Raw genomic sequence first — 22,925 nt, 5'->3', positions numbered from 1 at the left:
TCCGTGTCAGGGAATGATCTTCCGCGCCCGCAGGTCGCGGAAGATGTCGAGGAACATCTGCTCGGTCTCGACGTGACGGTGGAAACCGAACCTGCGCGCCTTCGACCCGTCCGCGATGACGTCGTAGTCCCAGCCGAAGACGAAGTCGCCGAACGCCCACGACGACACGTCCGAGTACGGCGTCGGCGCCAGTCCGTGCTTCGCGACCAGGTCGTTCCACACCCGTTCCTTGTCGGCCATGACGACGTCCATCGACATCGGCAGCGGCGGCGCGACGTCCAGTTCGAAGAAGTCGGCGATCTTCGGCAGCATCTCGTCCCAGCGGAACAGATCGCCATTGTTGATGTTGAAAGCCTGATTCGCGCACTCGGGCGTGGTCGCGGCCCAGACGGTCGCCTCTGCCAGCAGTCCGGCATCGGTCATCTCGATCAGACTCGTGTACGCGCCGGGCCTGCCCGGAAAGCGCAGCGGCACTCCGAGTTCCTTCGACATCGTGGCGTAGACGGCGATCACGAGCGCGAGGTTCATCGGGTTCCCGAGCGCGAATCCGCACACGACCGAGGGTCGGATCGCGGACCACGTCCAGCTCTTGCCGCGCTGACGGTCCTCGAGGAACTGCTGCTGATCGACGTTGAACTCGGGCGGCATGTGCGGCGGATCGCTCTCGCGCGCCGGCGTCTTGAACGGCCCGAGATGGGCGCCGTAGACCTTGTAGCCCTGCATCAGACTGATGTGCTCGAGCCCGGCGGCCACGGGTTCGAGCGCGTTCACCGTGTTGACGAGCATCGCGACGTTGGGCGCGACGAGCTCAGCCCACGACGAACGGTCCTGGTAGGCGGCGTAGAAGATGTGGGTCGCGTCGCGGAGTTCGGCCAGCTTCTCGGCGGCGTCACGCTCGTCGAGCAGATCGACCGCGATGTGCCGCACCCGGTCGGTGTCGGGTCCGCCTCGGCGCGACAGTCCGACGATCTCCCAGTCTCCGGTCGCCTCGAGGTGCTCGATCAGATTGCCGCCGATCACCCCGCGCGCACCGACGACCACTGCCACTCTGCGCTTCGACATCACTCGACTCCTATCGGTATATCGCGAAGTTGCGATATACCGAGTCAAGCACATATATCGAAAAATCGCGATATGACGGTACGATGGGCCTGTGAGCGAACTTCCGGACCCGACCGACCTGGCCCTGGTCTTCAAAGCGCTGTCGAACCCGACCCGCGTGCGCATCCTGCAGTGGTTGAAGGAGCCCGACAGCTTTCCCCCACAACTCGAACCCGCGGAAGAGGTGGGCGTATGCCTGAAGCACATTCAGGCGAGAGCCGAGGTCTCCCAGTCGACGGCCTCGCAGTACATGGCCGCCCTACAGAGCGCCGGACTGGTCACCAGCCATCGGATCGGCCAGTGGACCCACTACCGCCGCAACGAGGACCGGATCGCCCGGCTCGCCGACCACATCCGCACCGAACTCTGACGCCTCAGGGCATCTCCACGGTCTCGGCGCGCGCGATCTCGTCGAGCGCCCGGCGGACGTAACCGTCGGCGGGAACCTCAGCCGCACTCAGCAGATCGGCGATCACCAGGATCGCGGCCTCCACCGCACGCTCCGGTCTGCGCGGGTTCTCCTCGACATCTGCTACACCGAGGGCACCGGTCAGCACGGTGACCAGCGAGTCGACGTCGACGGCCGGAAACCAGAGTGCCGCCGCCCGCGCGCAGCGGGTGAGCACGTCCTGCACGTCCTCCCCCGTCAGACCGTCCGGGTGCAACGTCTCGAGGAGTTCCTGGATCACCCCCGCCAGCACCGCACCGACCTGCTCCGCAGGCAGGGCCGCCAATTCCTCCGTCGCCTCGGTCAGCGCCGCTGCATCCGACGCACGCGCCGCGACGATGGCGGCATCCAGCGCTTCGGCGATGTCACGCGCGACAGCGGGCCAGTGAGTGGGCCACATCCGGTAGATCCTCTTCTCGTATCCGTCGATCAGGCACTCACTGTGCCACGAGGCACCGACAGTCAGCGCAGCCGCTCGATCAGCCGGAGCGCGTCGAACGGGGCGTACCCCTTCATGTCGTTGTCGAAGTAGGCGAAACAGTCGAGCCCCTGCCCGCGCCACCGCTCGATCTTTCGCGCCCACTCGTCGAGGGCCTCGTCGGTGTATCCGCTCGCATACAGTTCCTTGTCACCGTGCAACCGCAGGTAGACGAAATCGCTCGTGACCGCCTCCATGAACGGGTACCGGCCCGCCGTGTCGGCGACGACGAACGCGACGTCGTGCGCGCGAAGCAACTCCTTCGCCTCCTCCGCCTCGAAGCTGTGGTGGCGAACCTCGAGCGCATGACGGACGGGGCGGTCGGCGTCGGTTTCGGTCCACGTCCGGTCTTCGGCGAGTTTGTCGTCGTGCCGCGCGGCGACTGTCGCGGCCTCCGCGGTCGTCCGCGGCAACTGGTCCAGGAACGCTGCGAGGCTCGCCGCGTCGAACGCGAGCGTCGGGGGCAGTTGCCACAGCAGCGGTCCGAGCTTGGGGCCCAGCGCGAGCACCCCGGAGGCGAGGAAGTTCGCCAGCGCCGCCTCGACACCGACCAGCCGCTTCATGTGCGTGATGTAGCGCCCGCCCTTGACGGCGAACACGAAATCGTCCGGCGTCTCGTCACGCCATTTCGCATAACTCGTCGGCCGTTGCAACGCATAGAAGGAACCGTTGATCTCGATGGACGTCAAACGCCCCGCGGCGTAGGCCAACTCCCTGCGATGCGCGAGGCCTTCCGGGTAGAAGTCGCCGCGCCACCCGGGATACGTCCAGCCGGAAATACCTACGCGGGCCTGCGCCATCTCCCGACCCTAGCGCCGGAACCTATTGCATGTGGCCCGTCCCGGGAGAACCATGAGAAGACCCCACAATCGAGGAGGCACCGATGCCGAGATACCTCTGGCAGGTCACGTACTCACCCGAAGGCGCGAAAGGACTGCTCACCGAAGGCGGCACCGCACGACGCGACGCGATCACCCAGATGGTCGAAAGCGTCGGGGGCACAGTCGAATCCTGCTACTTCGCACTGGGTGGCCGGGATCTGTTCGTGATCGGTGACGTGCCCGACGACGTGGCCGCCGCCGCGCTCGGCATCCGCACCACCGCCTCCGGGGCGGCACGGTCGGAATCGGTGGTGCTGTTGACACCGGAGCAGGTGGACGACGCGGTGCGCCGCGACGCCCAATACCGGGCGCCCGGCAGCTGATCGACCTCACCGCCTGCGGCGGCGAATATCGTTCTGCAGGATGATGTGCGGCCGCGGAGTCGGCCGATACCGTCGAGCCACGTCTGCCGACCAGACCTACTCGACCACGGTGAACCCGTTCACCACCGACTCCGTTCGCCGTGCCCTGTGCGCGCCGAGCGCGCTGCTGTTCCGGTCGTGGCTCCACCAGATCCGAGATGCCGGAATGAATGTCCGCGAGCGAAGGTTGCACGCCACATGACGGATACCTCAGGAGAAACCCCGCAGCTCGGACAGTTCGGCGTCTGGCGTCACGCCGGCGGATTGGCACCCGAAGTGGGTGTCGCGATCGAATCGGCAGGTTACGGCGCGATCTGGATCGGCGGCTCGCCGCCGGCCGACCTCGACGTCGCCGAACGCCTGCTCGACGCGACGTCCACCATCACCGTCGCGACCGGCATCGTGAACATCTGGACCGCACCCGCCGACGAGATCGCGACCTCCTTCCACCGGCTCGAGGCCCGTCATCCGGGGCGCTTCCTCCTCGGCATCGGCGTCGGCCATCCCGAACAACCCGGCCTGAACTACAGCAAGCCGTACGCCGCGCTCGTGGAGTATCTCGACGTCCTGGACGCCGCCGGGGTCCCGGCGGGGCGACGCGTGCTCGCCGCGCTCGGCCCGAAGGTGCTCGAGCTGTCGGCGGCCCGCGCCGCAGGCGCCCACCCGTACCTGACCACTCCGCAGCACACCCGGGAAGCGCGTGAGCTGCTCGGCCCCGGTGCGGTGATCGCACCGGAGCAGAAGGTCGTGCTGGACACCGATTCGGAACGGGCGCGCCCCGTCGGACGTGCGGCGGTCGAGAATCCGTACCTGCACCTGCGCAATTACGTCAACAACCTGAAGCGGCTCGGGTACACCGACGAGCAGATCGCGAACGGCGGCAGCGACGAGCTGATCGACGCCCTCGCCGCCCACGGCGACGCCCCCTATATCGCCGGCCGCCTCCGCGAACATCTGGACGCGGGCGCCGATCACGTCGCGATCCAGGTGCTGCCCGCCGGTGACGATCCCATCCCTGCGCTGCGGGAACTCGCGGGCGCGCTGGGACTCTGAGTTCTGCTAACGAAATAGTGTGATGGCGGGTACCGCATACTGAAAAGCGTTCGCCGAAACGGTCGGGGTATGGTCCCCTTCTGAACGGCAGGCAGGACTGAACGCAAGGTAGGAACTGTGCACGAGCCAACGCCACGTCCGGTCGGCCCATACGCTTCGGGGCCGCCACCTGCAGCCCTGACCGTGCATTCGGCGACTCTCGACCGGTTCCGCGCGGCGGAGTTGTGGCGGGCGCTGGTCATCGGCGTGGTCGTCGTCGCCTACACACTGCTCGCGCTCGTCACCTGGCCCGTCCGGCGTCGCGGCCGCACCCTCGCGGACGCGGCGTCGGAAGGCCTGGTCAACGGATTCGAGGTGCTCGGCCCGACGTTCGTCAAGGTCGGGCAGCTGATGGCGTCGTCCTCCGGCGTGTTCCCCGCCCCGCTGGCCAACGCCTGCCTGCGATGTCTCGACGACGTGCCGCCGGTGTCCGCGCAGGAAGCCCGCCGGGTGATCGAGGCAGACCTGGGACATCCCGTCGACGCGCTGTTCGCGTCGTTCGACGACGTCCCCCTCGCCGCCGCCTCCGTCGCACAGGTGCACGGCTGCGTGCTCCCCGACGGCCGGGAAGCCGTCATCAAGGTGCAGCGCCCCGACATCTTCCGTCGCATGGTGGTGGACCTGCGCACCGCGTACTGGGGTGCGCGGATCCTCGAGAAACTCTTCGAGTTCTTCCGCATCGCCAACGCCACCGCCATCATCCGCGATCTCCACGCGGCCACGATGACCGAACTCAACAGCGCGGTGGAAGCCGACCGGCAGGCCCGGTTCAGGACGAACATCGGGGCCTTCGGCGACAACAAGGGCGTCACCACCCCGGAGGTGTACTGGGACTACTGCGGTCCCCACGTCATCTGCATGGAACGCATGTACGGGCTGCCGCTCGACCGGTTCCCCGACCTCGTCCACATGGACACCCGCATGCTGATCCGCCGCGGTGTCAAGGTGTGGATCGAGTCGGTCATCCTGCACGGCCCGTTCCACGGCGACGTGCACGCCGGGAACCTGTGGGTCCTCGACGACGGGCGCATCGCGATGCTCGACTTCGGCATCGTCGGTGAGCTACCCGAATCGTGGCGGCAGATCCTGCGCGACATGTTCTACGCGACCCTGATCGACGGCGACTTCTCCCGGATGGCCCGCGGAATCCGCAGCCTCGGCTACGCGCAGGACAACGACGCCACCGACGACGAGATCGGCCTCCAGGTGGCCGCCGCCCTCGCCCCCCTGCTGGGCCGGGACCTCGGCGAGCTGCGGCTCAGCGAACTCATCATGGCGCTGATCGGCATCGGCAAGAAATGGGACGTCGCCAGCCCGGAGGAACTCGTCCTGTTCGGGAAGCAACTCGGCTACTTCGAGCGCTACGCCACCGAACTCGCGCCCGGCTGGGTTATCGGACAGGACTTGTTCCTGTTCCGCAACGTCTTCCCGGACGCCGTCGCCGCGAAGGCCCGCGAACTCGGAGTGGAACTACCCGACGAGTGACTCGTGTCGTTGCGTCACCCGACTACACCCGCCGACTTCGCGGCGCGCAGCCAGTCGGGGAACTCGCTGAGCAGGCGGCGGTACAGTTCGGCGTCGTCGATCCTGTCGAGGTCGTCGACGGCGAAAAACCCGGCGTTGTCGAGGGTCCGCCCGTCGAGGGTGTCGAGTTTCTCGAGCAGTCCGTAGTCGGCGCGGCCGATTCCGACGAACTGCCAGAACGCGGGCAGACTCGACGCCCGGCGCATGAGTTCGCTGATCTTGGCGCGCTGCTGGAATCCGCCGTCGGTGAAGAACAGCACGAGGGTGGGGGTCCCGCCCCGCGGCGGCAGACTGGAGACGATGTCGGTCATGATCGGCAGTTCGTCGTTGTAGCCGCCGATCGCCTTGTAGTCGATTCCGCCGTGGACGCCGCCGAGATGCAGGAACGTGTCGCACCAACTGTCGACCTCGTGGACGGCGATGTCGGGCAGGCGCGCGAAGTTCTTGGCGTAGAGATACGGTTCGAGGCGACCGTCGTCGTCGATCTGCGTGGCCACCGGCACCATCCGCTCGACCACCCGGTTGATCGCCCGGGTCGAATACTGACGCCGCATGCTGCCCGTCTTGTCGATCACCAGAACGACCCGGGCGCGCGTCTCACCTGCACCCTTGTGCAGCAACACCTTCGCGACTTCACGCTTGCGCATGTCGAGCTTCTGCCGCTTCTCGAACGTCAGACCCAGCTCGTCCGGCACCGTTCGCACGGCAACATCGTCGGCGGAGTCGGAATCCTTCACGTCGACGCCGTGCTCGGTGACGAGGACAGCGAGCCCGCCGTCCCACCCGGCCGAGACGTTGCGCACCTTCCATCCGGAACCACGCCGATACACCTCGACGAGTACGGCGGCGCGCTCGGTGCTCAGCCCGGACGCGTCCGCCCCCAGCGACACTCCGGAGTTCTCGATCACAACGCCCAACCCGACGCGATCGGCGAGACTGCCGGGCACCGAGTCGTCGAGGGCGACGGCGATACTGAGCTTGTCGATGTCGGCGGGCACCGCCGCGAGATCGAGGTCGACGCCGTCTGCCGCTGCCAACCGCACGGCCCCCTCGGGTGAACTGGGGTTGTTGAAGAAGACGAAATCCCCGTCGGACCGAACCCGTCCGTTCGCGCCGAGTTGGAAGACCATCAGGTCGACCTCGCCTCGGCGGGCACCGGCGACCGCGACACTCGTCGGCGAACAGACGATCTCGACGTTCTCGCCGCGCGCAAGACGTGTCACGGTGCACTCACCTTTCGTGGCCGGTCAGCGAATCCAGCACCGACGCCCGGTGGAGGGGGTGGTCCGGGAGCCGGTCGGGGGTCAGGATCCAGTCGTTGCCGGTCCACGGGTCGGAGACGGTGAGGACCCCCGACGTCGGAACCTGCTGGGCGATGCGTTCGAGCACCGCGACTCCCGGATCCGAAGCGGCGCCGGCGCTGTCACCGACGATGATCAGCGACGTTCCGACCGCGGGACCGTGGTCGGCGAGGTGCACGATGCGGGCGGCGTCCTCCGCGCCGTACCCGTGCGGGAAGTCGCCGAGGATCACCAGCCGCGGTTCCGGCAGGGTGCCCCGGATTCCGCTGCGGGCCGCCATCTCTGCGAGGTCGACACTCTCGGACAGCGCGGTGAGCCGGGCGGTGATGTCGGAGGCCGCGGACACGACGGGCGAGGCCAGGAGCGCCCCGAGGGGGTCGGTGAACGTGCGCAGCGAGCCGCTGAGGTCGACGACCTCCAGCCGCCCCGCCGCCGCGGGCGATGCCACCAGCATGCGCGCGGCCAGCGCCGCGACCACCGGTGCGGCCTCGGCCGGTTCGCCGACGATCCACAGAGGACGCCCCAGCGGGTAGTGGACGCAGAACGGAACCCGCAGTTCGCCGAGGTCGGGTGCGGACAACTCACCGAGCCTCAGGCCGTCCGGCACGGCGCTGCTCGTGACTGGGTTCGTCCACGCGGCGGATTCGAACGTCGCCAGCGACCGCGGCAGCAGCGGGTCGATGACGCGGAGTTCCTCGGCCAGTTGCGAAGTCTCGCCGTCGAATTTGCGTTGTGCCTCGGCGACGAGGGCGTCGGACCGCTCCTGCGCCCTGGCCTGCGACTGCGCGACCGCCGGACTGTTGCGGGTGGACGGGTCGGCCACCGACGCGGACAGTTCGTCGTCCAGCCGCGCCTGCGCGTAGTCGCGGGAGGACCGGAACGAGGCCGCCGACCGGGCGGCGTCCTCGAAGATCATCCACGCTCTCTCGAACGAGTGGGCCGGGTCGAGCGGGATGCCCGCCGGGCCGGCCGTCGCCGGAACCTCCTCGGCGACAGCATTCGCGGGTTCGTCCACGTCGACGCCGTGCCTGGTGACGAGTTCGGCGAGGCCGCCGTCGTATCCCTGCCCGACGGCACGGACCTTCCAGTCGGTGCCGCGGCGGTAGATCTCCAGGCAGATCGCGGCAGCCTCGGAGCCGACCAGAGGGACGTCGAAAACGACCACGGTAAGGCCGCTTTCATCGGTGAGCGTGGCCGACAGGCCCTCGCGGGCCAGCGTCGCCGGACCGGTCGGGGATGCCGGATCGACACTGACCACGCAGAGCACGCCCGCCGCGGCGGCGTCCACCTCGTCCATGTGCAGCCGGACCGTTCCATCCGCGTCGAGTTCCACGCCGGCGGCGCGCCGCTGGTTGTAGAACACGAAATAGTCCGAGGACAGCGCGCGGAGATCGCCGTCGACGATCAACGCCGAGACATCGACCGGTGTCGCGCCGACCGCGCGGAAACGCAGTACGCGCGACGGCAGCGGGGCGTTCTGCCCCGGAACGAGGTAGACCGTCACCAACCGCCCCTAGACGCCGAGGAACCGGGCGAGTTGAGGCGCGGCCTCACCGGCGTGCTTGGCCTGGATGCCCTCACCGATGGCCTGCAGCTTCCATTCGCCGCCCACCCGGTACACCTTGGCCATCACCATTCCCGTGAACGGCATCCCGCCCTGCAGCGTGAACCGGGCGAGTTCGGCGTTCGACGTGGTGTCCACCAGGCGGCAGAACGCGTTCTTCACCTGCTCGAACGTGTGCCCCCGGTACGACGTCACGATGAACACGATGGTCGAGACGTGCGGCGGAATGCGGGTGAGATCCACGAGGATCACCTCGTCGTCGCCCGCGCCCTCGCCGGTGAGGTTGTCGCCCTGGTGCCGGATCGACCCGTCCTTCGACGTCAGCTGACCGTAGTAGGCGACGTCGACCATGTTGTTGTCCGCGAACAGGACCGCCGACGCGTCGAGGTCGACGTTGGCGGAACGGTTTCCGAACATGCCGCGCTTCTCGATCGGATCCCAGCCGAGTCCCATCTGGATGTACGTCAGCGCGACGCCACCGTCCTTGCGGAGCGTGACCTTCTGGCCCTTGCTCAGGCTGACCGGCCGCGACTTGGTGAGACTGACCTCGGCCGGAGCGGCGGGGGCAGCAGGAGCCGGGGGTGCAGGCGGTGCCACCGGTGCGGCGGCCGGCGGCGGGTAGGCAGCAGCGGGGGCGGCCTGCGGTGCCGGCGGCTGCTGGACCGGGGCGGCCGCGGGTGCGGGTGCGTCGTCGACGGACACGCCGTGATCGGTGACGAGTGCGGCGAACCCGCCGGCGTAACCCTGCCCGACGGCCCGCACCTTCCAGGCGCCCTGGCGTCGGTACAGCTCGAGCGCGATGACGATCGACTCGGAGTTCAGTCCGTCGATCCGGTACTCGTACAGCGCGTTTCCGGCGCCGTCGGCGACCCGGGCCGTCGGCGGCGCGGAGCGGCCGAAGTTGCTGGTGGCGTCGTCGAGGGTGATGACCGCGCGCACCTGGGCGATGTCGGCGGGCACCGCGCCGAGGGACACCTTCAGCGACGCCGCCTGTCCGGGGGCCCCGGGCACGAGTTGCACACCGGGACCGGACGGCTGGTTGAAGAAGACGAAGTCGGCGTCCGAGCGGACCTTCCCCGAGTCCGTGACGAGCAGCGCGGACAGGTCGGCGGCGGCCGTCAGCTCCAGGGAGACGATGACGTCGTCGACGCTCAGTGGGCCGTTCTGGCCCTTGGCTAGCGGAGTGGACACTGCGGTGGTTCCTTCACTGTGGGAGCGTCGGGTTTGTCCCGTTTGGCCTGTTTGCCTACAACCTACAAAAGAGCGCCGGTGGCCGTCGTCCCCGCACCCCGCCCGACGCGGTCCGCGAACCAGCGCAGGATCTCCTCACCGGCGGCGATCCCGCTGCTTCCGGTCACGGACAGGGTCGGATGCTGCCAGCCGAGCGTTTCGAGTTCGCCGTGCCGGGGGCGGATGGCGGCGTCGGCGGCACTGAGCATGTTGGCGTCGAGCGCCCCGTCCCCCGCCGCGAGCACGGGCGCTTCCGGCTCGAGAACTCCGTCGTCGACGAGCCTCGACCGGACCTCCGCCACCGCACGGCTCTTGCACACCGCGTCGGGCATCGTGTAGATCTTGCGGCCCTGGCGGGACGCTCCCCAGCCCCGGTCGACGCACCAGTCGTTCCACTCCTCCACGAAGCCGGCCGGCATCGCGTCGAGGTCCACGACCAGGTAGGAGAACAACTCGTCGGCCACCCGGGACGACCGCACCCAGCTGTCGTCGATGCGACGACTCAGCTCGGCGCCGACCTCCACAAGAGAGGCTCCACCGTCGGCGATCGCGATGTCGACGCCCGACCGCCAGCCCGCATCGGGGACGCCGTCGACGAGGATGTTCCCGCCGTTGGTGGTGATCGCGTACCGCCACGGCGCCCCCGGCAGGTCGATGCGCTCGAACTGCGCGACGGTGCGCGTGGTGGTGGGCACGACCACCGCGGACGCGGTGAGCGTGCGCAGCATGGCCTCGGCGGCCGACGTGACGTAGGACAGCGGTTTGCCGTCGTACACCTCGACGCACAGAAGGTTCTCGTCGCCGGGCCGCTCGGCCACGTCGCTCTCGGTGACGGCGAGTTCCATCGCCGCGCGCGAGTAGATCATGGTGCGGTCGAGGTCGGTCGCGATCAGCGCGGTCATGTCACATCCTTGATCAGGCCCATGCACGAATACGCCAGGCCGGGAACCTCTTCGACGGGAACCGAACGCGCGGCGGCGAGTAGCCGGATGTGTGCGTGCTCGGGGGCGTCGAGGTCGCGGACGAGCACCCGCCACGGCACCCGGCGCAGCAGCACCCGCGTGGTTTCGCCGACGCCGGGCTTCACGAAGTTCACAGTCGAGATTCCGTACTGCTCCCGGACCGCCTCGACGGACTTCCAGCCGTCCCAGGTGGGTGTCCGGTCCGACCGCAGCAGTTCCTCGACGTCGCCGGGTACGTGCTCGCGCACGTCCGCGAAGGACGCGCTGACGGAGTCGAGGAGGTGATTGGACACGTCCTCGCCCGCGAGGTGCGCGTAGAACTTGGCGCCGTGGAAGTCGCCGGGGCCGATCAGCGTGTCGTTGAGGACGGTGCGCGACACCAGACCCGACACGGTGGAGTTCAGGCACGCCGACGCGATCAGGAAGTCGTCGCGGGTGCCGAACGTGCGGACGCAATGCCCGGGATCCGCGAGGACGGCGAGGTCGTCGTCGAACTCGGCGCCACCGGCATCGCGGTAGTCGGCAAGTGCCTGCGACAACTCGCGGGCGATGGCGCCCTTGCCCGTCCAGCCGTCGACGAACACCACGTTCTTCGAGTCGTGACGACGCGCAAGGTAGTCGAGCGCGACGGCGTCGATCCCCCGGTCCCGAACAATGGAGACGGCGTAGTGCGGCAGCGTCAACCCGTGGACGTCCCGCGCCCAGCGGCGCATGAGCACACCCACCGGGGTTCCCGCACGTGCCAGGGACACGAGGGTGACGTCGTGGCCGCGCTCGGCCAGCACGAGGTCGGTGACCGTCCCCACGGCCCGCGCCAGCCGGATGGAGCTGTCCTGCAGCACCTTCTCGAACAGCTCGCGGTACTCCGCGTCGGGCTGGTATTCGATGGGCAGCGTCTCCGCGTAGTGGGCTGCACCCGACTGGATGCGGCGCTCCCGCTCGGCGACATCGGCTTCCAGATCGACGTGCGACAGGTCCGTGAGTAGCCAGCCCACCTCGTCGGCGGCGTACGAACCGAATGCCGGACCGGTCAGCGGCGCCGTCACGTCGACGCTCCCGCACGTGCGGCCCGCAGCGACCGCGGGTCGGCGCCGGACACGACGGCCAGCAGCACATCGGTTCCCGCCGCGGTGAGGACGTCGAGGAGTCCGCCGCGCGCGGTGAGCCGGTCGGTGTCGGCGGCGGCGTCGATCACCGCGACCACGACGGCGTCCTCGTCCGGCCACTGCGCGTTGTAGACGAACCGCGGCTGTTCTTCCCCGTCCTCGGGGGCGGTGAAGCGGAATCCGCGGCGCAGCGGGTATCCCGGCTGGTCGAGCACGTAGGCGGGCGACCGGGACGTCGTCTGGAATCGAACCCGGAACCCGGATGCGGCGAGCGTGTCCGCGAGACGCAGCGGAAGGTACATCAGCTCTTCGTGTCCGACGACGATCACCGGACGCTGCGGGTCGAGCCGATCACCGAGCGCGGCGGCCGCCGACGCGACGGCCGCATCGAACCCCTCGGTGTCTTCCCGCAGGAAGCCGTGACGCCCGCCCTCCGGAACTGCCGCGGGCCAGGGAATGTCGGCCCGCTCCACGGTCCCGGTCCGCGCGCCGACAGGGTTGAGCACGGGATCCGGAAGCGCACCAACACTGTCGGTCAGCCCGTCGGGAAGCTCGGTGCGCCCCAGCGCCAGACTCACGCTGTCGATCTGCACCCCGAGTTCGGCGGCGGCGGCATCGACGGCGTCCCGGTGGCCCTGGTCGCGCATGTCGACGAGCGACGCCACGACGTACCGGCTGCGCGGGTTCTGCCGGTGCAGCGCGCGGATCGCGTCGACCGCGGTGGCGCCCGTGGAGATCTCGTCGTCCACGAGGACGAGCGGACGATCGCCCGCGAACAACTCGACGGACGTCGGCTGCAGCTGATGGCTGGTCGCGTGCGAGTGCCCCTCCTCGAACCCGGCGGACGTCCCGATCTCGGGGACGTCCCGGCGCGTGGAGTGCAGGTAGCACCGGGCGCGCAGCCGCGCGGCGACGCAATGGCCCAGACCTGTTGCGGTCTCCGCGAACCCGAGCACGACGGGGTCCGCATCCGGTCCGAGGACATCGGCGACCAGATCACCGAGGCGGTCGCCGGCGCCGATCACCGCAGTCGGGTCGGTGGGCACGTGCTTGCCGAGGACCGTCGAGACGAGCAGGTGGGCACGTCGAGGGTTGCGCCGCAGACCCGGCTCGACGAGTTCGGGGATCGTCAGCCCCGAACTCGAATCCACGTGGGCGAGCGTCAACCCCAGATGCTCCGTGGCCCAGGGCACCGCGCGGACGGCGGTGGGTGAACTCATCGGACGGCCAGTGCGGTCAGCAGATCCACGAACGTGATTCCTTCGTTGGTCACGCCGAACACCTTCGCCCGGACGAGTGTCTTCTCGGCCCAGCTGCGGTGCGGGCGCATTTCGTTCATCTTGTTGCGGTACCCCGACGCCTGGACGCCGCCGACGCCCTCGGCGCCGAGAATGTCGAGCGCGTCGTGGTACTCCTCGTGCGTCACCGCGGACAGCGCGTGCACGGCCGCGACGTGCGTCGGGTGGATGACCGTCTTGCCCTGGATGCCGTTGGCGCGGTCGAGGGCGATCTCCCGGAGCAGACCGTCCAGGTCCCGGCTGACCAGCTGCTGGCGGAACCGCACCTCGTCGTGTTCCTCGAACGGCGTGGCGCGCAGGGTCGGCCGGAACATCCGCTCGTGATCGGCGAAGTACTCCCACACCGGACCGGTGATGACGTGCCCGGTCTCGTCGGCGCGGCCCAGGAAATTCACGATGCCGGCGATCGCGTCCGCGACCACCCGCACGTCGTAGATCGTCAGGTCGCGGTCGCGGCGGATGCCGAACGTGGCACACATGTCGGTGGCGCCGATGCGCACGGCGAGAATCCGCTCGCGGTGTTCGACGAGCAGTGCGCCGATCTTCGCGAGTTCGTCGTCGCGGGACTCGCGGTGCACCAGAGCAGGCGATTCGAGCACCGGCATCGCATACAACTGCTTGCCGAGCCGCTCCGACGCCGCGGCCAGCTCGTCGAGGAACGCACCGCCCGTCGCACTTCCGAACTTGGGAAATACGAACCCGGACAACACCTCGACGCCTGTGGTCAGCAGGTCGGCGATCCGCCGAAGGTCCTCGGCGGCCCGCACCCGGACGAACAACTGCATCCGCGCACCACCGTGGACCGCGAGCCGATCGAGGGCGTCGACGGCATTGAGCAGCGCCGCTTCCACCTGGTCGTCGGCCACCGCGTCCTCGAGGTCCAGGACCATCGAGCAGACCCCGTCACCGGACCGGCGCAGGATGGTGTCCGCGAGGTCGGACCTCGTCGCAGGCACGTACAGCGTCGCGCCCAGCGCGACGGCCAGCACCGTTCGATCCTCGTCCGGCCCGAGCGCCTGCGGAGCGTGCAGGAACAGCCGGCCGTGCGTCTCGGTATCGAGGTGGTGGAAATGCCGAACGTGCCGCACCGCCGGCATGGTCTCTTCGCTAATGCTCATCGTCCCCCCGTGTCATCGCTGCGCTGTGTGTCCTCTCATCTTCTGAACCACCTCGGCAATGAACGCCGACACGGCATCGAGCTGGGTGACGTACGCCCAGTAGTCGGGATGCCGCCCGGTCAGTGTCCCTGCAATTCGGTCAATTCGCTCGAGCTGAGCGTCGAGGACCGACCCCCATTCCCTCACGAGCCCACGATTGACAGCCAACATCTGGGCGTCGCGGAGGCGAAATCTGATCTCGTTCTCCTTCGCCCGCGGGTTCTCCCGGACCTCCCGGAGCAACAGCAGACGATCGGTGACGCCGTCGACGTTCGCCTCCGCGTCGACGAGATGGGTCCGCGCCGCGGCCGTCAGATCCAGCGCTCCCTCGGGGTTTCCCGCGGTCAGAGCCTTCTGCGCCTGCTGCAGATCGGTCTGCGCCTGCTCGATGTGCGTGCGGCTCTCGCGGTCGTTGTGGACGAGATCCGCCGAACTGGCCGCGTTGAATTCGCGGAGCAGGGCCGAGTAGGCGGGCGCGAGCCGTTCGGCCCGAGTCTGCACCGCGGCGATCCTCGTCGACACCGACGACACGGCGTGCGCGGCATCCCGCTCCTTGGACGGAGCCGCGGCCAGCGCCTTCTCGAGCGCCGCCGCCTCCTCCCGCACCCGCGCCGCCGCGGCGCGGACCGGGTTGGCGCCGCGGGCACCCTGCAGCGCCACGACCGCGGCATCGAGTGCGGCTCCCCGGTCGCGCACCGACGGGTAGCCGGCGTAGGCGGCGCCCTCGGTCTGCACCCGGCGCTGCGCCGCAGCGGCGACCTGCAGTGCCTGCTGGGCAACCTGGGGTACGGCCGCCAGCATCGCGGTCGACTCCTCGAGATGGCCGCGATGTGTGCGATAGAACTCGTCGAGGGTCTGCGTCGCCGCCACCAACTGCCGCGTCACCTGCTCGTACGCGGCGGCGGCCGCCGGCGTCTCCACGTTCTCGAACCGGTCTTCCGCCGCGAGGTACGCCGTCGCGGCCTGGTAGCACCCGTCGCGGACCGGTTCCCACGCCCGGCGGATTCCGCGTTCCGGAGTCAGCTCTGCGGAGGCGTCCACGGCCGCGGCGGCAATGCTCTGCCGGTTGTCCATATCGAGAAACGCTGCGACCATCGTGTCGTGGGCGCGACGAGCCGAGTCGTCGCCCCGGGCTCTTCCTCGGAAGCGTCCCGCCCATCCGCTCGTCACGCCCTGAATCGTACTGGTCGGGGCGACAACTCCGAGTGGACCGGAATTGCCTGTGCACAAACCTGTGGACAGATCGACGGATGGGACAAGTCGGACAAATTCATTATCGTGGTGTCGCACGACGAACTCGGAACTTCGACAGCTGTCGAGGGTCCACCCACCTCCTCTCGAAAGGACCCCTGAATGGGCGTCAGCTTGACCAAGGGCGGCAATGTTTCTCTCACGAAGGAGGCGCCGAACCTGACGGCGGTGGCTGTCGGACTCGGATGGGATGCCCGCTCGACCACCGGCACCGACTTCGACCTCGACGCCAGCGCCATCGGTGCGGGTGCCGACAAGAAGGTCGTGTCGGACCAGCACTTCGTGTTCTTCAACAACCTGCGCTCGCCCGACGGCTCGATCGAGCACGTCGGCGACAACACCACCGGTGAGGGCGAGGGCGACGACGAGGTCATCAACGTCAACCTGGCGGCGGTCCCCGCGAACATCGAGAGCATCCTGTTCCCCGTCTCGATCTACGACGCGGAAACGCGTTCGCAGTCGTTCGGCCAGGTCCGCAACGCGTACATCCGCGTCGTCGACCAGGCCAACGGCAACGAGCTCGCCCGCTACGACCTGTCCGAGGACGCGTCGACCGAAACCGCTATGGTTTTCGGCGAGCTGTACCGCCACGGCGCGGAGTGGAAGTTCCGTGCCATCGGCCAGGGCTACGCGTCCGGGCTGGCCGGTATCGCCCGCGACTACGGCGTCAACGTCTGACAGTCGTTTCGTTCTTCAGCCGGGGGAGGGTTTCACGGCACCGACGTGAAACCCTCCCCCGGTGTTCGTCCCCTGCAGTAACCACCCTGCATGCCCACTAGAGAAAGGCCACGCTTCGTGGTTCTGCGAATATTCGGTCTCTCCTTCGCCGTGACGGTGATCTCCCTCATCATCGCCGCGATCTACGGGGGCCCCCAGGCCGTCCTCCTCGTGGTGATCCTCTCGATCCTCGAGATCTCGCTGTCCTTCGACAACGCCGTCATCAACGCCACCGTCCTGCGCCGCATGAGCGAGTTCTGGCAGAAGATCTTCCTCACCGTCGGCATCGTCATCGCGGTGTTCGGCATGCGCCTGGTCTTCCCCCTCGTCATCGTCTGGCTGGCCTCCGGCCTCGGTCCCGTCGCCGCCCTCGACCTGGCCCTCAACCCGCCCGCCGACGGCGCCGCGTACTTCCCCGACGGCAGCGCCAGCTACGAAACCCTGCTCACCGACGCGCACCCGCAGATCGCGGCGTTCGGCGGTATGTTCCTGCTGATGCTGTTCCTCGGCTTCATCCTCGAAGAGCGCGAGATCACCTGGCTGTCCTGGCTGGAGAAGCCCCTCGCCCGCGCGGGCAAGCTCGACCAGCTGGCCGTCATCCTCGCCGGCGTCCTGCTGCTGATCACCGCCGCCTACATCGCCCCCGAGGACACCGTGTCCACGGTGATGATCGCCGGCGTCCTGGGCATGGTCACCTACATCGCCGTCAACGGTCTGGGTGAACTGTTCAACACCCCCGAGGAAGACGAGGACGGCGAACCGATCGAAGGATCCACCGGTGGCCCGACCGCGCTGGCCAAGGCCACCGGCAAGGCCGGGTTCTTCCTCTTCCTCTACCTCGAGGTCCTCGACGCGTCGTTCTCCTTCGACGGTGTCATCGGCGCCTTCGCAATCACGTCCGACCCGATCATCATCGCCCTCGGCCTCGGCTTCGTCGGCGCGATGTTCGTCCGTTCCATCACCGTGTTCCTGGTCCGCAAGGGCACGCTCTCGGACTACGTGTACCTCGAGCACGGCGCCCACTGGGCCATCGGCGCACTGGCCGTGATCCTGCTGGTGTCCATCGGCTACCACGTCAACGAGAACGTCACCGGCCTCGTCGGTGTCGCCCTCATCGGCGCCGCGTTCATCTCCAGCATCGTCCGCAACCGCAAGGCCGCCGCGGCGGTCGGCGAAGCGGCAGACGACGTGGACGAGCAGAACCCGGTGTCCGTCGGCTAGGTTCTGCCTGTACTCACATCCAGCGGCAGTGCACGTGACTCGGTCACGGGCACTGCCGCTCGACACTGGAAAGGGCACCATGGGGCGGCTGCTCGGCAAGTCGAAGAAGGTGGTGGAGGCGCAGCTCGCCGGAACCACCATCCGGGCGATTCAGGGTTCGATGATCGCCTACGAGGGCAATGTCAGTTTCAAGTCGGCAGGCTTCGGTGGCGGCGACGGTGTCCTCGCCGGGATGAAGCGGCGTGCCACAGGCGAGGCGCTGTCGCTGATGGAGTGCTCCGGCCACGGTGTCGTGTATCTCGCCGTGGGCGGACAGTACGTCTCGGTCGTCGACCTGGCGAACGAGACCCTGCAGGTCGAATCGCAGCAACTTCTCGCGCTGAGCGGCAACCTGAACACCAACGTCACGTTCACCGGACTGCGCGGCGGGGTCGGCGGTCAGGGCCTGTTCACCACGACCGTCTCCGGTCAGGGTCAGGTGGCCCTGCTGTCGGCGGGCGGACCGCTCATCCACCTCGAGGTGTCGCCGCAGTACCCCCTCGTAGTCGATCCCGACGCGTTCGTCTCGGCGCGCGGGCAGGTGACGCAGTCGTTCGTGACCGACGTGTCGTGGCGCAACGCCGTCGGCCAGGGCAACGGTGAGGCCTTTTCCCTCAAGTGGGACGGTCACGGCGTCGTCTCCATCCAACCGGCAGAGCGGTGAGCCCCATGGTCTTCTCGAAAGTGAACTCGAAGGTCGTCAAGGTCGACGTCGGCGCCGCAGGCGGTGTGGTGGCCCGCACCGGCGCGATGCTGTTCTACACCGGTCAGGTCCAGTTCTCTCCGCACCAGGTGCCCGGTTCCCAGTCGATGGCGGGCATGGGTGGATTCACCCGGATGGCCGGACGCATGATGCAGGGCGAGCACGAACGCACGATGCTGGCGCAGGGGCAGGGCGAGGTGCACTACGGCCACGCCGGGCTCGAGGTGCACGTCGTCGACATGTCGCAGGGCGGCACCCTGTGCGTCGAGGCGTCCCGGCTCCTCGCCCACAACGCGGGACTGCAGAGTTCAGTGGTCTCGGTGGTGAGTCAGGGCGGCGGTGGCGGCGGGCGCGGCATGCTCGGCGCGCTGCGCGGCGCGGCGGCAGGAGCCCTGTCCGGCACCGGAATGTTCACGACGCAGCTGTCCGGGTACGGGTCGGCGGTCCTGCTCGCGCACGGCGGCTTCATCGAACTCCCGGTGGGCGGACCGAATCCGGTGTTCGTCGACCCCGACGCGTTCGTCGGCACGTACGGGAGCGTCCAGGTAGAACTGAAATCCGCCGTCGGCTGGCGCGAGGCCATGGGCCGCGGCGTCGGGGAAGCGATGCAACTGCAGTGCACCGGTCAGGGAATCGTCTACGTTCAGGCCTCGGAGGAGAAACTGTGACCGCCATCCACAATCCGTCGACGCTGGGCGCCAGCGACAACATTCCCGACAACAGCTACGCGTTCTGCATCGACCTCACCGCGCCCTGGTTCATCCGCAAGGGTGCGATGATCGCGTACTACGGCCAGATGCAGTTCCAGGCGCTGACCCACGGATTGCACGGCGCCGCACTGCACATGGTCGCCAACCAGTTCTCGGCGCCGCTGTACATGGGCGACTACGCGGTGGCCGAAGGATTCGGGAAACTGATCATCGGCGACCGTGGATACGACATCAACTCGTACGACCTCGACGACGGAAACCTCACGATCCGGGCATCGAATCTCCTTGCGTTCGAACCGGGTCTGTCGCTGAACCAGTCCATCGTGCCGGGATTCCTGACCCTCATCGGGACCGGGAAGTTCCTGGCGTCGTCCAACGGTCCGGTGATGTTCGCGGAACCGCCGCTGCGGATCGACCCCGAGGCGCTCGTCGGGTGGGCCGACTGCCCGTCCCCGAGCCACCATTACGACCAGGGATGGATCAGCAACTTCCTCGCGGCGGGCGCCCACATGATGGGCATCAACTCCGGGGAGGAGCGGCAGTTCGACTTCACCGGCGCCGGAACGGTTCTGATCCAGTCCAGCGAGAAGGTCCTCAGCGACACCCATGTCGTGCGCAGCATCGAGGGCCAGATCCACGGGATCACGCCGAGCGGTCTGCAGCGACTCAACGGGGTGATCGCCGCCAAGCTGGCGGAGCAGCCTCGCTGACGTGCAGGAGATTGCCAGGCTGAGCGAAGAGTTGTGGCAGGGACGGGGAGCAATCTGATCTGTGTCAGGAAGTTCTGACACCGCATCCGATACGTTCCAGGAGGAACCGCATGAAGTCCGTCGTGACCAAGGCCGTCGCAACCGGTGGTATCGCCCTCGCAGCCCTCGGCATCGGAGCCGGCGTTGCCAGCGCCGACCCGGTGGGCCACAACCCCGCCCCCGCCCAGCAGCAGCAGCAGGCACCGCAGCCCCAGCCGCAGCAGCAGCACGCTCCGCAGCAGCAGGCACCGGCGCCGAGCCCGCACGGATTCTGGTTCTTCGGCACCTGGGTTCCGCTGCCCTGATCTGCGTTTCCTCACAGGGCGAAGGTGCCCTTCGACGCTCCCACGGCGCCGAAGGGCACCTTCGTATTTCTACCGGCCGTATTTCTACCGGCCGTATTTCTACCGGCCGTATTTCTACCGGCCGTATTTCTACCGGCCGTATTTCTACCGGCCGTAGTGCTACCGGGTGGGCCGCATACTCGGATTGGGGCCGAGTGTGATCGTCCGGGTCCTCGGCAGCAGCCCGATCTCCTTCCACCCCGCGGTCAGCGTGATGGTTCCCGATTCCGGGTAGTCGCTGATCCAGTAGTGCGGCGCGGAGTGATATTCGGACGCGTCCGCGGCCGCGGTCGTCGACGTCGAATGCGGGTGCCGGGCGTCGGCGACGCCCTCGAGGTCGTCGACCCGGACGTTCACCGCGAGATACGACCAGCGCGCCGAGGGGTCGTCGGGATCGTCGAGCGGACGCGTCTCGTGACGCGCAAGATCAGCGGATCTGCCTCTCGCCGTCAGCTCGATGCGCAGCAGCATGCCCTTCGGGTGGGCGACGACCTCCGACAGACGCAGGCTCACATCGCGGCTCGTCACGAGCTCGACCGGCCCGTGGACCACGATTCCCTCCGTGGCAGGCGGTGGTGCCGCCGGCCACCGCCTCTTGCGCACGACTCAATCGTCCCACCGCCTCCGATCCGCTGCCACAGCTACGTTCCGCGCACTCAGGGCAGCTGGGCCATGCCGTACACATTCGTCGCGCGGACCCGGAGCACCTGCCTGCGCTCGGACACCATTGCGCGGCGGAAATCTTCCCAGTCGTCGTGCTCTTTCCCCGCTGCCTGCCGGAACACCTCGACGAGTTCGTCCGCCGCCGCGTCGTGCGGGTCCGTCACCACCGCGCTCAGTTCCGCGTCGCCCTCCACCACCGCGTAACTCCAGAAGTCGGTCGCGCTGACGTGCAGCGACACCCGGGGGTCGCGCGCGGCGTTGCGGGTCTTGGCCCGATCCGCCGTCACCGACACCCGCGCCGTCTGCGTGTCGGGATCCCAGGCATAGATCACGTTCGACAATTGGGGGCGTCCGTCGCGTTTGACCGTCGCGAGGACGGCCCGGTTGTGTGTGGCGACGAGGTCGAGAAGTGGACGCCGGTCGTCTTTCGCATCGAGGGTCATGTCTCACCCAACCACGGTCGCCGAGGCGGTGTTCCCGGCGGCCCTCGGCGGCCTCGTCCGGATCGGTGTGATCGGACTCGTCTGGCGATCCAGGGCGCTCCTACCGACGAGTAGGGTGGATGTATCGCAAACTCATTGGCCGATAACGTGTTCCGGCTACTCGTTGGTAGACGTTCTCGTGTGGGATCTGTGGCTTTTCTCGGGTACGCTCTCGTGATCCCGAGCCGGAAGGACCACACGTGAACGACTCATATCTCGTCATCGGCGAAACCACCGTGGCCCGACGGGTCTGTGCATCCCTTCGCGAAAGGGACTTCGACGTCCGCCATCTCGTCGCCCCCGACGACGACGAACTGCGCCTGGCGATGGCGGACGAACCGCGCGGGATGGCGATCCTGGTGCGCGACGACGTCGTCGCTCTGCGGTACGCGCTGGCCGCCGCGCACATCTCGGCGTCGATTCCGTTGGTGGTGACGATCTTCGACCGCACGGTCGCGGACCAGCTGTCCCACCTGCTCCCGCAGTGCACGGTGACGTCACCGGCAGACCTCGCAGCGCCGACGCTCGCCGGTCCGTGCCTGGACCCCGAACTCGTCGCGGCCCGGCACGCGGGCGAGCACATGCTGACGGTCCGGACGATCGACGGCCACCCCGAGGCTGCGCACGTCGACCTGCCCCGGCGGAACTGGTGGCGCACGGTGGCGACCGGCGCGACGGGTCTGCTGCGGTCGCACGATATCGGTACGCGCATCCTGCTCGGTGGGCTCGCCGGACTCCTCGCCGTCCTGTTCGCCGACTGGCTGTGGCTGATCCTCGGTCAGCACGTGGCGCCGCTCGACGCGTTCAACGAAGCGGTCCGCGTGGTGACCACCGTGGGCCCGGGAGCCGACACCCACGGCAGCCCCGCCTACGCCGTGTTCGCGTCGGTGGCGATGCTCTTCACCGTGGTGTTCACCGCCATGTTCACCGCCGGAATCATCGAGCGCCTGCTCGGCCCCCGGCTCGTCGGCCTGGTGGGCAGCCGGGTCCTGCCCCGGTCGGGCCACGTCATCGTCGTGGGTCTCGGCCAGGTCGGCCTCCGGTTGTGCCGGGAACTTCAGGCGCTCGGGGTCGCGGTGGTGGGGGTCGAGCGCGACCCCCACGCCAAGAACCTCCGACTCGTGCGGTCGATGAACATCCCGACGGTCGTGGGGCACGGTGGCGACCGCGAACTCCTCGAACGGCTGGGTGTGCGCCGCGCGCTGGCGCTGGCCGCGGTCGGCTCCGACGACCTCGACAACATCGCCGTGTCCGTGGCAGCGCAGGCCCTGTCCCCCGGACTGCGACTGGTCCTGCGGGCCGGTGAGCAGGAGGCCATCGCGGAGACGAGGTCGCTGCTGCGGCTCGGGATCATCCGCGACGTCACCAGCCTCAGCGCCACGTACGTGGTGGCCGAGCTGATCGGCCTGCATCCGCAGGGCGTCGTGGCGGACGGCAGCCACCTCTACCTGGAGGTGGCGACGGCGGACACGTCCGAGCCTGTCTTCACGGAGCTGCCCGTGTCGCCGCGGATGAGCTGCCGCCACCTCGTCACCGCGTAGC

General features: G+C 68.4%; 24 protein-coding genes. 11 read left to right on the top strand and 13 right to left on the bottom strand.

Annotation, left to right across the window (positions count from 1 at the left end; genetic code table 11):
* Positions 1-6: 6 nt before the first annotated feature.
* Positions 7-1,062 (bottom strand): SDR family oxidoreductase, encoded by a 1,056-nt coding sequence (locus CJ179_RS17195; protein ID WP_373560144.1) that lies wholly within the window; start codon positions 1,060-1,062, stop codon positions 7-9.
* A 91-nt stretch (positions 1,063-1,153) separates the two neighbouring features.
* Between CJ179_RS17195 and CJ179_RS17190 the strand changes: the two genes are divergently transcribed.
* Positions 1,154-1,471 (top strand): helix-turn-helix transcriptional regulator, encoded by a 318-nt coding sequence (locus tag CJ179_RS17190; protein ID WP_095862339.1) that lies wholly within the window; start codon positions 1,154-1,156, stop codon positions 1,469-1,471.
* Positions 1,472-1,475: 4 nt separating this feature from the next.
* Here CJ179_RS17190 and CJ179_RS17185 read toward each other — a convergent pair whose 3' ends face one another.
* Together CJ179_RS17185 and CJ179_RS17180 are read right to left on the bottom strand one after the other, a co-directional pair.
* Positions 1,476-1,949, bottom strand: coding sequence for a hypothetical protein (locus CJ179_RS17185; protein WP_095862338.1), 474 nt, complete (start codon positions 1,947-1,949; stop codon positions 1,476-1,478).
* 62 nt (positions 1,950-2,011) lie between these two features.
* A complete protein-coding gene (locus CJ179_RS17180) occupies positions 2,012-2,827 on the bottom strand; it encodes a DUF72 domain-containing protein (protein WP_095862337.1) in 816 nt (271 codons plus the stop codon).
* 83 nt (positions 2,828-2,910) lie between these two features.
* Here CJ179_RS17180 and CJ179_RS17175 point away from each other — a divergent pair, with 83 nt between their 5' ends.
* The 3 genes from CJ179_RS17175 to CJ179_RS17160 all read left to right on the top strand — a co-directional run bounded on the left by CJ179_RS17175 (position 2,911) and on the right by CJ179_RS17160 (position 5,847).
* Positions 2,911-3,231 carry a GYD domain-containing protein gene (locus tag CJ179_RS17175; protein WP_072946360.1) on the top strand — a complete coding sequence of 107 codons (321 nt, stop codon included), beginning with the start codon at positions 2,911-2,913 and terminating at the stop codon, positions 3,229-3,231.
* Positions 3,232-3,468: 237 nt separating this feature from the next.
* Entirely contained in the window at positions 3,469-4,323 is an 855-nt protein-coding gene (locus CJ179_RS17165; protein WP_095862335.1) for an LLM class F420-dependent oxidoreductase, read from the top strand.
* A 117-nt stretch (positions 4,324-4,440) separates the two neighbouring features.
* A complete protein-coding gene (locus CJ179_RS17160) occupies positions 4,441-5,847 on the top strand; it encodes an AarF/ABC1/UbiB kinase family protein (protein WP_095862334.1) in 1,407 nt (468 codons plus the stop codon).
* A 14-nt stretch (positions 5,848-5,861) separates the two neighbouring features.
* Here the strand turns inward: CJ179_RS17160 and CJ179_RS17155 are convergent, their stop codons facing one another.
* The 8 genes from CJ179_RS17155 to CJ179_RS17120 form a co-directional block, all read right to left on the bottom strand.
* Positions 5,862-7,109, bottom strand: a complete 1,248-nt coding sequence (locus CJ179_RS17155) for a VWA domain-containing protein (RefSeq protein WP_095862333.1) — start codon at positions 7,107-7,109, stop codon at positions 5,862-5,864.
* A gap of 7 nt (positions 7,110-7,116) precedes the next feature.
* Positions 7,117-8,691 (bottom strand): TerD family protein, encoded by a 1,575-nt coding sequence (locus CJ179_RS17150; protein WP_072946364.1) that lies wholly within the window; start codon positions 8,689-8,691, stop codon positions 7,117-7,119.
* A gap of 9 nt (positions 8,692-8,700) precedes the next feature.
* The gene (locus CJ179_RS17145; protein ID WP_072946365.1) at positions 8,701-9,942 is read right to left on the bottom strand and encodes a TerD family protein; all 1,242 of its coding nucleotides are present in this window, start codon (positions 9,940-9,942) and stop codon (positions 8,701-8,703) included.
* A 62-nt stretch (positions 9,943-10,004) separates the two neighbouring features.
* Positions 10,005-10,883 (bottom strand): HAD family hydrolase, encoded by an 879-nt coding sequence (locus tag CJ179_RS17140; protein WP_095862332.1) that lies wholly within the window; start codon positions 10,881-10,883, stop codon positions 10,005-10,007.
* Complete coding sequence (locus tag CJ179_RS17135; protein WP_095862331.1) at positions 10,880-11,989, bottom strand: cysteine protease StiP family protein; 1,110 nt, start codon at positions 11,987-11,989, stop codon at positions 10,880-10,882. Before CJ179_RS17135 ends, CJ179_RS17140 begins: the two co-directional genes overlap by 4 nt.
* Complete coding sequence (locus CJ179_RS17130; RefSeq protein ID WP_095862330.1) at positions 11,986-13,269, bottom strand: phosphoribosyltransferase family protein; 1,284 nt, start codon at positions 13,267-13,269, stop codon at positions 11,986-11,988. Before CJ179_RS17130 ends, CJ179_RS17135 begins: the two co-directional genes overlap by 4 nt.
* The gene (locus CJ179_RS17125) at positions 13,266-14,465 is read right to left on the bottom strand and encodes an HpcH/HpaI aldolase/citrate lyase family protein (RefSeq protein WP_072946369.1); all 1,200 of its coding nucleotides are present in this window, start codon (positions 14,463-14,465) and stop codon (positions 13,266-13,268) included. The genes CJ179_RS17130 and CJ179_RS17125 overlap by 4 nt, the downstream gene beginning before the upstream one ends.
* A 12-nt stretch (positions 14,466-14,477) precedes the next feature.
* Positions 14,478-15,599, bottom strand: a complete 1,122-nt coding sequence (locus tag CJ179_RS17120) for a hypothetical protein (RefSeq protein WP_072946370.1) — start codon at positions 15,597-15,599, stop codon at positions 14,478-14,480.
* Between the two features lie 258 nt (positions 15,600-15,857).
* Between CJ179_RS17120 and CJ179_RS17115 the strand changes: the two genes are divergently transcribed.
* The 6 genes from CJ179_RS17115 to CJ179_RS17090 all read left to right on the top strand — a co-directional run bounded on the left by CJ179_RS17115 (position 15,858) and on the right by CJ179_RS17090 (position 20,199).
* Positions 15,858-16,433: a TerD family protein gene (locus CJ179_RS17115; RefSeq protein WP_072946371.1), complete on the top strand. Its 576-nt coding sequence runs from the start codon at positions 15,858-15,860 to the stop codon at positions 16,431-16,433.
* A 117-nt stretch (positions 16,434-16,550) separates the two neighbouring features.
* Positions 16,551-17,693: a DUF475 domain-containing protein gene (locus CJ179_RS17110; protein WP_072946372.1), complete on the top strand. Its 1,143-nt coding sequence runs from the start codon at positions 16,551-16,553 to the stop codon at positions 17,691-17,693.
* A gap of 79 nt (positions 17,694-17,772) precedes the next feature.
* On the top strand, positions 17,773-18,396 hold the full coding sequence (locus tag CJ179_RS17105; RefSeq protein ID WP_072946373.1) for an AIM24 family protein: 624 nt from the start codon (positions 17,773-17,775) through the stop codon (positions 18,394-18,396).
* A gap of 5 nt (positions 18,397-18,401) precedes the next feature.
* Positions 18,402-19,103, top strand: a complete 702-nt coding sequence (locus CJ179_RS17100) for an AIM24 family protein (RefSeq protein WP_072946374.1) — start codon at positions 18,402-18,404, stop codon at positions 19,101-19,103.
* Positions 19,100-19,855: an AIM24 family protein gene (locus CJ179_RS17095; RefSeq protein WP_012689382.1), complete on the top strand. Its 756-nt coding sequence runs from the start codon at positions 19,100-19,102 to the stop codon at positions 19,853-19,855. Before CJ179_RS17100 ends, CJ179_RS17095 begins: the two co-directional genes overlap by 4 nt.
* Positions 19,856-19,965: 110 nt before the next feature.
* Complete coding sequence (locus CJ179_RS17090; RefSeq protein WP_095862329.1) at positions 19,966-20,199, top strand: hypothetical protein; 234 nt, start codon at positions 19,966-19,968, stop codon at positions 20,197-20,199.
* Positions 20,200-20,358: 159 nt separating this feature from the next.
* Here CJ179_RS17090 and CJ179_RS17085 read toward each other — a convergent pair whose 3' ends face one another.
* Positions 20,359-20,841: a hypothetical protein gene (locus tag CJ179_RS17085; RefSeq protein WP_072946377.1), complete on the bottom strand. Its 483-nt coding sequence runs from the start codon at positions 20,839-20,841 to the stop codon at positions 20,359-20,361.
* A 53-nt stretch (positions 20,842-20,894) separates the two neighbouring features.
* Positions 20,895-21,344 (bottom strand): PPOX class F420-dependent oxidoreductase, encoded by a 450-nt coding sequence (locus CJ179_RS17080; RefSeq protein ID WP_095862328.1) that lies wholly within the window; start codon positions 21,342-21,344, stop codon positions 20,895-20,897.
* A gap of 239 nt (positions 21,345-21,583) precedes the next feature.
* Here CJ179_RS17080 and CJ179_RS17070 point away from each other — a divergent pair, with 239 nt between their 5' ends.
* Positions 21,584-22,924 carry a TrkA family potassium uptake protein gene (locus CJ179_RS17070; RefSeq protein ID WP_072946379.1) on the top strand — a complete coding sequence of 447 codons (1,341 nt, stop codon included), beginning with the start codon at positions 21,584-21,586 and terminating at the stop codon, positions 22,922-22,924.
* Position 22,925 lies beyond the last annotated feature (1 nt).

Origin of the sequence: Rhodococcus sp. ACS1 (assembly GCF_002300155.1) — a bacterium.
GTDB classification, from domain to species: Bacteria; Actinomycetota; Actinomycetes; order Mycobacteriales; family Mycobacteriaceae; genus Rhodococcus_F; species Rhodococcus_F koreensis.
The sequence above is the reverse complement of the archived record's forward strand: the minus strand, read 5'-3'. Positions and strand labels throughout refer to the sequence as shown.